Here is a 14,600-nt window from a genome sequence, read left to right on the forward strand (position 1 = left end):
AAGAATTTCTCCTAACTGTTTTTTCTATTCTATAAACACTTCATAGGTAGAATAAATTTTTTCCAATTTTTGTTGATATATTTGAATTCTTTTTTGGTCTTTTTCATATAATCCCGCAATCACTAAATTTAATAGACTAATAACTGATGCGATTGAGTTAGAACCACTTTCCACATTTTCTTCTGTAGTTAGAACAATATCTGCAATTCGACCAATTGGTGATAACAATCGATCAGTAACTGAAATTAAACTTACTCCATTTTCTTTCGTACATTCTGCAATTGTTAATGTTTCCTTTGCATACCTTGGAAAAGAAAATGCAATAACAACTGATTTTTCTGTTAAATTACAAAACTTTTCATAAAAGTCACCTGCTGGAGAACAATACAATACGTTACCTCTAATTGAGCTTAACGTATTCGAAAACCAGTACGCAGCTATATGGGATACTCGATGACCAACTATTAACACTTGATCAGCACAGGTAATGGCTTCAACAGCTTTTGAAATTTCCTTAATATTGGAAGGTTGTAATAAGTTTCTTAAAATATTTACTTCATTTTCGATAATTTGTGTAAAAGTATTTTGTCCTTCTGCATTTTTTATCTCTTCTTTTTCTTTTATATAATCGGCTTTATTTAAATGAAGAAACTCATTTTGAACACATAACTGCATATCACTGAAGCCTTCAAATTCGAGTGCGTATGAAAGACGAATGACCGTTGTTTCACTTACTTCAGCTTTTTTTCCAATTTGGTAAGCAGTTTTAAAAGCACACTCCTCAAGATTTTCAATCATATAAGTCGCTACTTTTTTTTGCCCTGGTGATAATTGTAAAAATTTTTCCTTAACTAACAATCTAAAATTAGGTCGCTCCATTATTTTAATCCTTCCATCACTGAAGTTTTTCCTTCTTTAATTCTAAAACTTGCAGTCAATACTTCTTTTTCTTATACATTATCATATCCCTAAACTAGGGGCAAGGAAAAATAGAAGTAAGTTTTTCTGCTTTTAACCTAATAAATATTTGTTGTTAGTAGTTAATTGCCCTTACAATTTACCTCAATTTGAATTAACTAAAATAGGACTACTATTCAAGATTTGAATCCGGTCAAAAGCCGAAATCGTGTATACAATTAGTTTTCAAATCGGTTTAAAAGTTATTTGTATACCCTAAAACCAAGGAGGGGAAAATTTGAAAGTCTTAATAATCTGGCGTCTCTTAACAGTTGGTGGAGTAAATGCTGGCTGGAGGAATCGTTCAATTTATTTTAAAAAGTTTGGCATTGATACTGAGTTTTTATACACAACAGATCATGGTGGATTACACATAATGGAAGATGTTGCACCGGTCTATTTAACGAAAAACGAAAACGAAATTATTGATATTATTAAAAAGAATGCATATGACGCAATCATTGTAGTAGATACGGGATCAGCGTATAAGTGGTTACAAAAAGCTAAATATAAAGGACCTGTTATTGTAGAAGCACGTACGCCCGAGCTGATAAAACTACAACCTCATTTAAAAAAATTTAGATCAATTGAACCTGTTTCTATTATTGTTCCATCTAATTATCAAAAAAGATTGGTTTCCATCTTAACAGATAATATCCCCATTAAAGTAATCTACAATGGTGTTGACACATCATTTTTCCATCCATTAGCTCAAGATGAAATTGCATCTGAAAATAATCCAATCCTTCCAAACAATAAAAAAATTGTGTGCTGTATCGGTAGAGTTGATAAACGAAAAAACTGGCCAATGTTAATTGAAATTGCAAAATTGATAAAAAGTGAACGGTCGGATATTGAAATTTGGTTAATTGGAGGAGCTCAAAGCGTTCAGCGAGAGGATTTTGCAGTAACTTGGAAGGAAGAAGGTCTAACCGATATCATTAAATGGTTTCCAGTTATTCCTTATCAACAAATGCCCCATGTATACGCAAAAGTGCTTCAATCTGGTGGTTGTACAATCGCAACTACAAAAGTAGAATCATTTGGGAATACCTTTATTGAGTCTATGGCATGTGGTGTTCCTGTTGTTGCTTCTAATATAATGCCTATTTCAGAAATCGTTCTTCAAGGCGAAACAGGGATGCTTTTTCGAGGACATGATGTTCAAGATGCTGTTAAAAAAATATATTCAATCGTTGATAATAAGAAGTTTCATGAAAAGCTATCGCAAAATGCAATCAACCATGTTGAAAATAATTTTGCTATTCATAAAGTAGCCGATATTTATCGCGAATATCTTCTAAAATTCGGTAATGACAAAAAAAGTGATGTGATTCAAAATGATTGAACCAGTTTCCTATCTTAAAAAACTAGAAGGTAAATCCAATGCTCATTTAATTACATTTAGTGACGGTAGAGATTATGTTGTGAAATATTTTCGGCCTGGATATGAGAAAACATTACCAAACGAATGGGTTGCTTATTGTATTGCTAGATTTTTAGATTTGCCAGTTCCTTTTGCTCAAATCGTTTCTATTCCTGAAGAATTTTCAAAAAAAATACCAGATCTAATCATGGAAGAAGTTCAACATTCAAAGTTTCAGTTTGCTTCTTTATATGTACCTGAAACGTTAAATGGACACCAAGTTGTATCAGTACCTAGTATTTTAAATAACCATCAGCTTGCAGGCATTATATTATTCGATTATTGGCTATGTAATGGAGACCGTACACGAAAAAACATTTTACTTCGTGAAGAAAGTTTAGATCAATTTAAACTATGGATCATTGACCATGCAGAAGCATTTGGATCCTATAGCTGGTTAACTTCAGAGTTAGAAACTTTGCCTCAAAATATTATGAAAAGTTCAACTCATCAATTCATGTCCCACTATATAAATAGTGAAGAAGAATTTAATGAACAACTTCAAATCATCCAAAGATTCCCGGTTCTGCTATTAGAAGAAATAGTAGAAGTAATACCTGATGATTGGTTATTAACAAAGGAAGACAAAAAGGCAATTGTAGGCAGATTAGTAAATCGCAGAAAAAAAATTCTCCCATATCTTAAACATAAATTCGTCAAAACGATCTACCGTCCATTACATGATCAAAATGAATAGTATAACAAAAACGACTTCAAATTAGTTTGAAAGTCGTTTTTTCATTATTATTGAATTATAGACGGTTTACCAACTGGGTAATATTCTATTTTCTCACAATCTCTTACTTTTTCTTCCATCAGACAGTTTCTTCCGTCAAAAATAATTGGATTCTTCATTTTCTTTAGTATGCTAGGTAAGTCAAGCTCTCTAAATTCTCTCCACTCAGTAACGATAAAAATTGCATCTGTATCCGTTACACATTCATTTATTGAATTAGCGAACGTTATATTACTACCTAGTATTTTTTTTGCGTTTTCAATTGCAACAGGGTCATATGCAATGACTTCTGCTCCTAATTCTGTTAAAGAATTTATGATATTAATAGAAGGTGCTTCTCTCATATCGTCTGTATCTGGTTTAAACGATAATCCTAGACATGCAATCTTTTTCCCTTTTAATATACCAAACCGTTCAATAGCTTTCTTTACGAGCAATTCGCGTTGAAAATTATTAATTGAAATCGTTTCCTTTAGAAAACCAAATTCAATCCCATTTAACTCGGCTGTGTGCAATAATGCTTTAACATCTTTTGGGAAACAAGAGCCGCCATAACCTATTCCAGCATATAAAAATGCTTCACCGATTCGTTTATCTTTACCCATTCCTTTTGCCACATCTTCTACATTTGCACCGAGTGCTTCACAAAGATTTGCAATTTCATTTATATAACTTATTTTGCTAGCTAAAAATGCATTGGATGCGTACTTAATCATTTCTGCACTTCGAATACTAGTAATTAAGATTGGTACATTTAATGGTTTATACAGTTCTTCAACAATTCTAGCAGACTCTTGATTATCGCTACCGATAATGATTCGATCTGCTTCCATCGTATCTTTAATTGCGGAGCCTTGTCTTAGGAACTCTGGATTGGAAACAACGTCAATTACAATATCTTTACTGCAATTTTGTTGAATAATTTCCTTTACTACTTCATTCGTTCCAACTGGAACAGTACTTTTAATAGCAATAATTACGTCTTGTTTAATATTTTTCGCGATATCAATTGCTGCACCCTCAAGATAGGATAAATTTGCTGCCCCATCTTCTCTTTGAGGGGTACCTACTGCAATGATAATAACCTTAGCATCTTCTAACCCCTTATCATATGAGGTTGTGAAAGATAATTTTCCTAACTTTATATTATTCGTTATTAACTCTTCAATTCCCGGTTCATATATTGGAGAAATACCTTCACACAAATTTTTTATTTTAAGTTCATTTATATCAATACAAGTTACTGAGTGACCAATCTCTGCTAAACAGACTCCTGTTGTTAAACCGACATAGCCCGTACCTAATATAGAAATTTTCAAGTTAATCCACTTCCTGATTCTTCATATTTAGAGCATGATCAGATATGACCTCATTTAAGAAAGCGATAACCTCATCTTTTATATCTTCTCTATTAATCGCAAAATCAATTGTAGCCATTATAAATCCGATTTTATTTCCGATATCATATCGTTTACCTTCGAAATTATATGCTAAGACAAATTGATTTTTATTTAATTCATTAATCGCATCTGTTAATTGTAATTCACAGCCTTGTCCCACAGAAATTGTTTCTAAAATATCAAAAATCTCTGGAGTAAGGATATAACGTCCCATAATTGCATAATTTGAGGGGGCATCTTTCAATTTTGGTTTTTCTACTAGACACTCAACTTGAAATAGATTTGTATTTGTATCGTAAGTACTTTCTTTTTGTTTAATAACGCCATATTTACTTACTTCTTCATCAGGAACATTCTGAACAGCAATAACCGGGGCATTATATTTCTCGTAAACATTAATAATTTGCTGTAAGCAAGGTGTTGTAGACATAACGATGTCATCCCCTAACAAAACAGCAAATGGTTCATCTCCTATAAAACTCTTAGCACATAATATTGCATCTCCTAATCCTTTTGGTTCCTTTTGTCGAACATAAAATATTTTCACCATATTGGATATTTTCTGCATTTCTTCCAAAACAGTTAGCTTGTTTTTTCGAGATAATGATTCTTCTAATTCATATGATTTATCAAAATGATCTTCGATTGCTCGTTTGCCCCTACCACTAATAATAATGATTTCTTCAATTCCGGAAGCTACAGCTTCTTCAACGATATATTGAATAGTTGGTTTATCAACTATAGGTAACATTTCTTTTGGCAACGCTTTTGTTGCTGGCAAAAAACGAGTCCCGAGACCAGCAGCGGGAATAATAGCCTTGCGGATTTTCATTTGACTTGCCTCCAAACATTTGTTCATTATACTTTATATGTAAATGAAGGAGGTCTTGTCACCATATATACCTATTATGTTTAGAAAGTTTCTGACTTAAAAACTAGTTTTTTTTTGCCTATAGATTTAATTTTTTAAGAACACTAAACCAATCTATTACAAGGAAAAATTTGTAGGAATTCATGCACCAACATAAATATATTTGAGAGACTTTTCGTGTTACTTGAACTAGTTTTGTACTATTTGATCCATGTTTGCATCATTCTCACATTCATTATGAAATTTGAAGATTAATTGCGTTTACATGAGCATTAATTGTGCTAATTTATACATTTTTTAATAGAGGTTTCTCCAGGATAGGCGATAAGCAAGTCGATTTAACCCTTAAATTAATCGACTTTATTGTTCATTCCATTAACAATCACCATTCTATTTTTAGCGTTAATTTAGCCATTTTTGTCTTTCCAAGAGTTGATATTCATTACACGAGTTTTGGCGTTAATTTAGCCAATTTAACTTTAAATAAGCGGTGTTCATAACTAGTTCAGTAGAGTTAACAAAGTGTGTGTTGTATAAGTTACTCTCGTCATAAAACCCATTATCAATAAATAATTTTCAAACTAAAAAGGCTACCTCAAAAGTCTTTAAACTTATGAGACAGCCTCTTACTATTTAGACAGATTCCTCAAAAATATAATTTTTTATCGAGTTCTGTTTCTATGCATTTCAGTGACGCTAGGGAGTTTCTTTAATCTAAAAGGTTCTGAATTAACACTATTAGATAGATTGTTAGCCCTATTTTCTACTCTACTTACTTCATTTGTAAATAGTCTTTGATTTAGGTTTGAAATTGAGTTTGCATTATTTACGTCCAGATCAGTTACTCTTCTAATTCGTTTTAATACTCTTTGATTCGTATTAGCTGAAAATTCTTCCGCTACTTTTGCAACTACTTTTTCTTTAGGAACTGATTTTGCTTTCTCTACTAGAATTTGAAGTAATTCTTCAATCGATTTTATTTCAGACTGAGTTACTGGTTTTGGTACTTCTACTATTGATTCAGTAGCTTGCTCTATTTCAATAGTTGGTTTTATTTCTACAGTTGGTTCGATTACTTCAAGGATTTCTGTCGTTGGTTGTTCAGATACTTCAGTTACATTATTATTAGCTACATTCAACTGTGTATTTTGTACTGCAGTTCTAAATAATGTTTGAGGTTCATATTGTTCTAATTGTTCTGAGGAAATTGATGAAGCATATTCAGTTTGGCTCCATGTAGATAGAATTTCATTTGCTACTCGACTCCATAAATACTTAGTCACTGCAAGTTCTCTACCTTTTATTCCCATATTCTTCATCAGTGTTTTGTTTGATAATATTTCTGTAATTTTGGTAGCGAATTCATCTGGATCAACTGGATTTTCTACGATTAGTCCATTTTCACCTGGAATAATGACTTCAGGATTCCCACCTCGAGCAGTTGTAACAATTGGAAGTCCAGCTGCCATCGCTTCATAGTGAACCCTTGCGAGCGGCTCTTGCCATAATGAAGTACATACAAATAGATCCGCTACTGCAAACCAGTTGTGTATTTCAAATGGTGATACAAATCCTGTTGTAATAATCGGTACATCTTGTTTTTTTGCAATAGCACGAATATATGCAACATAGTCCGTAACATTATTTTGACTAAACCAATTGCTTCCTACGATAACTAAAGCTAAATCTTTGAAGGTTTTTGAAAGTGTTGGCAATGCTCTAATTAAACGGTCTACGCCTTTGTTTTCTGAAAGTCTTCCGGCAAATAAAATAACTGTTTTATTTTCTAAACCATACTCTTTTCTAAGTGTGTTTCTCGTACTAATCATTTTAGGATCATTACCAGGTAAGAAACGGTCAGAATCAACACCTGAGTAGATTGTTCTAATTTTATTTGCACTTTGAGGATAAAGTTCACGAATTACATTTCCTACATAATCACTTACTGTAACGATACTTGAAACTTCTTCTAATACTAAATTCGCTTCATCAACAGCAATTTTCCCAATATTAAACATGTCATTATGCATACTTAACGTAATTTTTGAATTCGGTGCTACTTTTCTAATTGGAAGGACAAGTCGTGGTCTGTTAAAAATGTGGATTAAATCAAATTGATTTCCTTTAATGTATTCAACTACACCTTCACGATATAGTTCTAATACTTTCCCTGGCACACGCACATAATTTACACCATCGATTGTTTCTTCATCTGGTAATGATGGATCATTAACGCCTAGTACTGTTATATCGTGTGCTTTACTTAAATAAGGTAAACTTCCTGCAATATAAGTCTGAATCGCACCACCTAAAACTGGAGGTACTGGTAGGTTTTCCGTACATACCATTAATATTTTCATTATTTTCCACTCCAGTCGTTGCGAACCTCATCCAATGTTGCCCACTTTGACTGCTCTAAGTCAACGATTGATTGAATTAATTGTTTAGTAGATTCGCCTAAAAATAATTCTGGTTCATAAAGTACTTCTTTAATGTTTTTATAAAATTCATTTGGCATTGAAAAATCTATCATTAATACTTCATATAATTCTTTAGAAATTGGATTTGCTTCGTGATATGCGTTAATCATTTCCCTTACCCATGTAGCATCCCACGCGAATAAATCAGACATTGTACCAGATATCAGTTTTCTAAGATCACGAATTGGCAAATCATATGCAACTCCATCTAGATCAATGATCCACATTCCATTTGGACCCATTTGACCATTTGACCATCCGTAATCTTGGTGAACTAAGCCCCAGCTCGCATTTCCTTCATTCACCATATTAAAGTAACCTGAATTATTTAGGTCTTCCATACCCTTTCTTGCTTGTTCTTGGAATGTATCAACTACATTTAATAAATCCTGACTAGCAGGCATTTCTTCATAGGCCAAGGCAATTGTTTTGAACCAATTCATTTTGTTATATACTTTTTCATAGCTTTTTGGCCATTTGTGCAATCTTGATGCAATTTCTGCTTGTATTGGTGGTTCATAGCCTTTACTTAAACGATGAAACTCACCAAGAGCAAAACATAACTGCTTAGCACCTTCTAAATCTTTAGAAACTGGTGCCAACTCTTCAATCCATTCTGCAACGAACCATAGCTTTCCACCAGCTTCTACATACTCCTTGCCATCTCTAGTTCGAACGATGCTTGGAACTCTAGCCTGTTGAACCTCAACTAGATACTTCTGAGCCCCTAAACTAAACATACTTCTAGTAGGTCTTCTGTGTAAAAGCTTAAAACTTTTTGGACCATCGTTTGTTTCAATTTTCCAAATTGCTCCGCCTTTGTCAGCTTTCGTTGTTATTACTTGCATACTATTAACTTGAAGATCATAAAACTTAAGTACTTCAAGCCCAATTTTTTCAATATATTCAGGCACATAGAATTCATCATGAATAAGCTCATCGACAATCCATGGCTCAATTATTATATTATTCAATTTCTCCCTCCTACTTTTTAGAGCTCATAAAAAAATTCACATTTCTTTTTAATGAAATGTAATAAATAGTTGCTTATTTACTTTATCGCCCTAAGTGTATTTAGACCTAATGTAATAATATGATTTTGTCCAAGTATTGTGAGGGTATATGTGTATTCTATTAAAAAAGTATTTTCCCTAATCTAGTTATACACATATTTCTATTTGTATTCGAACTATGTCGTTTTCTCCATCATATGATATTCCAACCCTTGTTAGATAAGGAGGTTTTTAACATTAAAAAAGTTGATACTATGCGCATCTTAATTACTGGATGTGCCGGATTTATTGGATTTCATCTAAGCAGGCGCTTATTAGAACAAGGTTTTCAAATCATTGGAATTGATAATCTAAATGATTACTATGACAGACGTCTAAAATTTGATAGATTGGAGCTTTTAAAGAAATTTGATCATTTTAGTTTCATAAATGGCTCAATACATGAAATGGAACTACTAGAAGAACTCTTCGTACAATATAATTTCGATCTAGTCATTAATCTAGCAGCACAAGCTGGGGTGAGATATAGCTTAGAAAATCCAGGGTCATATATCCAATCAAACCTTGTAGGTTTTGCCAATATATTAGAGTGTTGTAAAAATCATCAAATAAAACACCTCATATACGCCTCTTCTAGTTCTGTTTATGGTAATAATAAAAAAACTCCCTCTTCAATTTATGATCGAGTTGACCAACCAATTAGCTTATATGCAGCTACAAAGAAATCAAATGAATTAATGGCATATTCCTATAGTCATACTTTTAATCTACCTACTACTGGATTACGTTTTTTTACCGTCTATGGGCCATGGGGTAGACCAGATATGGCCCTATATAAATTTGCTAATTCAATCACTAACGGACAACCGATAGATGTTTATAATTATGGAAATATGAAACGAGATTTTACTTATATTGATGATGTAGTTGAATCAATTGTAAGAATCATTAAAAAAGGGCCACCAAATGAATCCTCCTCGTATTATAAACTTTATAATATTGGTAACCATAGCCCAGTGAAATTAAATTACTTTATCGAAGTTTTAGAAAAGCAACTTGGAATAAAAGCGAATGTTAGACTATTGCCGATGGTTACGGGGGAAGTACTTGAAACATATGCCGATATTGATCAACTCGTAAATGATATTCAATATAGTCCAACTACTTCAATTGAAGACGGCATTGCTAAATTCGTTGACTGGTTTAAGAAGTATAAAAAGATAGACTAATAACTTATGTAAATAAGGTAACAAATGAAAACAACCACAAGGATTGTCATTTCCCTTGTGGTTTATTTGTCTAATCTAGGTGATTTCAAGACGAAGATGCTTTTTCAATAATGTATATTTAGTTTGCATTCATCTAGCTATTCAATTCAATAAAAAAGAAATCTCAAAGAATTAGTATCTTTGAGATTTCAAACTATATTATTATTGGATTCCTAATGCACTCTTAACTGTTTCTAAAGTTTGAGATTTATATTTCTTTATAGGTGTTGGTACATATTTAATTGTTGGATTTTGCATTAAATAGTTTTTCTCAACAAAAGCCATATCTTTTGCATCTACCGTGCCATCAAAGTTAATATCTGCAGCACGTTTATTTGTTCCCCAATAAGTTTGGATATAAATTGCATCCATTACGTCGATTACATCGTCTTTATTTACATCCCCTGCAATCGCTGGATTTAATTTATAGTATAAATTTTGATTAACAACTTTTCCATCTTCATGGAAACCAATTGTAAAGTCTTTGTGTACTGTAAAGTGTCCAGGAAAATCTAATTCTAGCTCATATTGGTCATCAGTGAGTGGTAAATTTTGAATTTGAAAAACAGATGAAGCATCGATTTTTCCATTGTACACTGTTCCATTAGAATTTGTTGCTTTTACTGAAACACCCAATTTTGAATAATTAATTGTTTGAGTAGCTGCTCCATTTGGATCTAAGAAAGCTTCTGCTCTATTACTACCTCGGAACATAGAGAAAGTTGGTTCTGTAAAGAAGATTGATGGATTACCACTTGAAACAGCTTTTGTTATATTATTCGTATCTGTAACAGTAACACTTGACATATATCCAGACCATATATCAGGTTGTGGAGTATATTCAGTGCCCATTTTAAAAGCGATATCAGCTAGCTTTAAGTCACCATTTAAAGGAGCTACACCATCTTTTGTCGTAATTGTTACGGTCGCTTCATTTAAATTCCCACTCCATACTTTATCTTCAACTTTAACATTAACTTTATCTGTAAAATTTGGAGTTGGATTAATATTCATTGTTGCAACATCTGAGTAATGATAGAATTTATAAACAGCTTGTTTTACATCATTTGCTTTATTTAAATTCAACGTCGCATGAACGGTTTCACCCGTTTTCGCAATACGTTTTTCAGGCTGCATATAACCGTAAGTTACATCATCACGTACGACGAAAATCTCTCTACCTTCTTTAAATGTCTTATTTGATGCTGCATCCCATGCGTAGAATGAAAGTAACATAGCTCTTGTCGGATTTGTTGGAATCGTAGCAGTAAACGTTCCATCAGGATTTACAGGTACTGCTATTGCTCTTCCGCCTAATTGATCTTGATAATATAATTTTGTACTTCCTTGATTAAAGTTCATACCAAGTTTTTGCATTTCTTCTGTTTCTTTGTCATAAACCGAACCAGTAATCGTTACGCTAGATTGTCCGTTTTTATATTCAAGTACATCAGGACTATTCACTGTCATTTTTGGAGCTGTGTTATCAAAATAGAAATCTCCTTCTGATGTGAATTGCTTTCCTGCATCATTTGTACCAATAATTTTCAGCTTATAATAACCTGGTTTCGCTAAATCTGTGTCATATGCGATTGGTTGATCTTCATCACCGGTGAATTTGTAGTAATAGCCATTAAAGATTTTGGAAATGCCGTAAGAAATATTTTCGTCCATTCCTAAACCGTCCATTGTACCAATAAATCCAATATCTTTTCCTGTTTTTCCATCTTCTAGAACAACATCTAACGTACGCATATGAGATTTGATGCTCATATTTGCATTTGTATAAAGCAACTGACCAGAATAAGCTGAATCAAACACTTGCGTGAAAGCTTGCGGGCTCATCGTTACCGGGCCCATTCCTTCTTCCACTGTTTTAATACCAAACGGAACTTGGAATGTTTCTTCAGGATTATCATGATTCGTATAAGTTACAAACCCTTCGTATATTCCTAATTTTGCTGATTTTGGAACTGAGATTGCTACAGTTGATTTCTTTTTCGAATTAGCACCAACTTTAATTGACTTATCAGTGACAATCATAACGCCATTTGCATCTGCATCTAAAGAGCCTCGGCGATCTTTTTGGAAAGTTACAGTTACATCGTACGTTTTTGCTTGATTACTATTGTTATAGATGTTAAGTGAGCATTGATCACTAATATTTTGACCAGCAGGTGTGAATACGCCAAATGCAACAGCACCTGTTAGATCATTAACTGTTTTTAAATTACCCTTTTTATCAGAGATGCCTTTTGTTTCATCCACAACTTCAATTCTAGTTTTTGAATGAATTGCTTCATATGGATCAACTTGTCCAGCACCAGATTCAAACACGCTATAATCTCCGTTTAAAGGATCAGCTGTGTTCATTAACGTCTCTTTGATTTCAGCTGGCGTTAAATTTGGATTTGCTTGTAACAATAATGCAGCTACTCCAGCTACGTTAGGGGTTGCCATTGATGTACCAGATAAATTGTCATATGCATATTGATAGTTTCCATTTTGATCAGCTCCGTGCATGTAAGATGGAACAGTTGAGAAAACAGCAACACCTGGTGCAGTTACTTCAGGTTTAATATCATAAGTGATTCGAGCTGGTCCACGAGAACTAAATGACGCTATTTTACTACCAGCATCTGTTATTTTCCCCATTTCATCAAATGAGAACGTTGGATTCGCACCAAGTTTTGAGGTAATTGCATTTGCTTGTTCAAATGACATTGTAAAAGTTGGAACTAAACCATAGCTTGCACCTAAGTAAGTTGGAATAAATCCTTCATTTGCAACATTATTCGTAATGATGACTGCAACAGCACCATGATTTTTAGCAAATTTTATTTTATCTACAAGTGAAACTGTTCCACGGTTTACTAATGCAATCTTTCCATTAACATCAATTGATTTATAGTCAGCATCTGCACCAGTATTTGGTACTTTAACAATTTGTAGATTTCTTCCTTTTAAACTGTCCACATTGTCGCCGAAGCCTTTGCCTAATAATTTTAAATCAGTAGCTACGTCTGTAGTTCCATGTAAAGTACCTTTTGACGTTGCAATCTCTGTCTTTGTATCGTTAGCACCAACTGTTATTGCTAACGCAGATGCCCCAGGTGCACCTAAAGTGTACATTCGATCTCCAGCATTTCCCGCTGCTACAACTGCTGTGACACCTGAAATTACAGCATTATTTAATGCAAGACTTTCGATATTCAATGGATCATTGGAGTTACTTCCTAATGATAAGTTGATGACATCCATTCCGTCTGCTACAGACTTATCAATGCCTGCTAAAACATTTGCAGTAGTACCGGAGCCATATTGTCCTAGTACACGATAAACATATAAATCAGCGTCTGGTGCAACACCAGTTACCGCGTAATCCGTATTATTTTTTCCTCGCCCAGCGATAATTCCAGATACATGTGTCCCGTGCTCTGTGTAAAAAGTTGCTCCACTAAGACTTGTTTCTGCAAGACCAGATTTTTTCCAATCGTAATATGTTGTTTCCATTGGGTCTGCATCATTATCGACAAAGTCCCAGCCTTTTACTGAGTTCGGATTGATTGATTTTGGATCTACTCCAGTTTGTGCACGATAGCCTTTATAAGCATCTGTTAAATCTGGATGATTATAGTCAATACCAGTATCGATTACCCCTACTTTGATTCCTTTTCCAGTTAGTCCTTCATCATGAAGTTTATTAATACCTGGGAATACTTCAGTTGCTACCTTGCTTGTATCTTGTGTACCTTCTGTAGCTTTAGGCGGTTCTACTTGAATAACATTATTTGGCCACACAGCTTTAACTGCTTTCGATTTTAATAATGACTTTACTTTATTTGCAGGAAGTTCCATCGAAACTCCATTTAAAGAGCTTGTATATGTACGTTTAATTTTATAAACGTTTTTATTCTCTTTTAAGTCATCTTTATAAATTGTTTGTAAATCATTTTTAAATGTTTCTTGAGCCGCATCTGCTTTTTGCTCCGCATCTGAAAGTGATAAACTATTTCCGTTCGCTGCTTCTTCAATTACTGCAACTTTTGCAGGCTTGTCCTTTAATTCAACAATTACTGATAGATTTTTAGAACTCTCTAAATCTACCGAAGAAGGTAACTGTAATCCTTCTTGACTAGTAGCCTCCAATTTGTTTAAAGCTTGGCGTTGCTCAGGTGTAAGTTTAGACAGTACTTCTTCAATAGAAGATGGCGCTGCAGCCTTTACTAAAGGTGTATGATGTTTAACTGGAAATGAGCTCAAAATAACACCAGTACTTAAAGTTAAAATTGCTGTACTCTTAATCAAACGATTCATCTTGCTTTTCTCTCCCCCAACTTAATAATATTCCCTTTCTAATTGATTATAAGTCGAGTTTATGGAATTTACTTTTTTAAAAATTCTGTCAAATAAAAATATATTCTTTCGAAATTCGCAAAAAAAAAGAAG

9 protein-coding genes are annotated in these 14,600 nt (G+C 33.4%); 3 read left to right on the top strand and 6 right to left on the bottom strand.

Features of this window, described 5'->3' with window-relative positions:
* Positions 1 to 24: 24 nt before the first annotated feature.
* Positions 25 to 879, bottom strand: a complete 855-nt coding sequence (locus tag MY490_RS16085; protein ID WP_248266586.1) for a MurR/RpiR family transcriptional regulator — start codon at positions 877 to 879, stop codon at positions 25 to 27.
* 316 nt (positions 880 to 1,195) lie between these two features.
* Here MY490_RS16085 and MY490_RS16090 point away from each other — a divergent pair, with 316 nt between their 5' ends.
* On the top strand, positions 1,196 to 2,305 hold the full coding sequence (locus tag MY490_RS16090) for a glycosyltransferase family 4 protein (protein WP_248266587.1): 1,110 nt from the start codon (positions 1,196 to 1,198) through the stop codon (positions 2,303 to 2,305).
* Positions 2,298 to 3,080, top strand: a complete 783-nt coding sequence (locus MY490_RS16095; protein ID WP_248266588.1) for a HipA family kinase — start codon at positions 2,298 to 2,300, stop codon at positions 3,078 to 3,080. The genes MY490_RS16090 and MY490_RS16095 overlap by 8 nt, the downstream gene beginning before the upstream one ends.
* A 47-nt stretch (positions 3,081 to 3,127) precedes the next feature.
* Here MY490_RS16095 and MY490_RS16100 read toward each other — a convergent pair whose 3' ends face one another.
* The 4 genes from MY490_RS16100 to MY490_RS16115 all read right to left on the bottom strand — a co-directional run bounded on the left by MY490_RS16100 (position 3,128) and on the right by MY490_RS16115 (position 8,844).
* On the bottom strand, positions 3,128 to 4,438 hold the full coding sequence (locus MY490_RS16100) for a UDP-glucose dehydrogenase family protein (RefSeq protein ID WP_248266589.1): 1,311 nt from the start codon (positions 4,436 to 4,438) through the stop codon (positions 3,128 to 3,130).
* A 1-nt stretch (position 4,439) separates the two neighbouring features.
* A complete protein-coding gene (galU, locus tag MY490_RS16105; protein WP_098861987.1) occupies positions 4,440 to 5,351 on the bottom strand; it encodes a UTP--glucose-1-phosphate uridylyltransferase GalU in 912 nt (303 codons plus the stop codon).
* A gap of 701 nt (positions 5,352 to 6,052) precedes the next feature.
* Entirely contained in the window at positions 6,053 to 7,750 is a 1,698-nt protein-coding gene (locus tag MY490_RS16110) for a glycosyltransferase family 4 protein (RefSeq protein ID WP_248266590.1), read from the bottom strand.
* Positions 7,750 to 8,844, bottom strand: a complete 1,095-nt coding sequence (locus MY490_RS16115; RefSeq protein WP_248266591.1) for a CotS family spore coat protein — start codon at positions 8,842 to 8,844, stop codon at positions 7,750 to 7,752. Before MY490_RS16115 ends, MY490_RS16110 begins: the two co-directional genes overlap by 1 nt.
* A 293-nt stretch (positions 8,845 to 9,137) precedes the next feature.
* On the opposite strand from MY490_RS16115, the gene MY490_RS16120 reads away from it, so the two are divergent.
* Positions 9,138 to 10,112 carry an NAD-dependent epimerase gene (locus MY490_RS16120; RefSeq protein WP_248266592.1) on the top strand — a complete coding sequence of 325 codons (975 nt, stop codon included), beginning with the start codon at positions 9,138 to 9,140 and terminating at the stop codon, positions 10,110 to 10,112.
* A 201-nt stretch (positions 10,113 to 10,313) separates the two neighbouring features.
* Here the strand turns inward: MY490_RS16120 and MY490_RS16125 are convergent, their stop codons facing one another.
* The gene (locus MY490_RS16125; protein WP_248266593.1) at positions 10,314 to 14,468 is read right to left on the bottom strand and encodes a S8 family serine peptidase; all 4,155 of its coding nucleotides are present in this window, start codon (positions 14,466 to 14,468) and stop codon (positions 10,314 to 10,316) included.
* Between the last annotated feature and the right edge of the window lie 132 nt (positions 14,469 to 14,600).

The organism is Gottfriedia acidiceleris, assembly GCF_023115465.1.
Lineage (GTDB): Bacteria > Bacillota > Bacilli > Bacillales > Bacillaceae_G > Gottfriedia > Gottfriedia acidiceleris_B.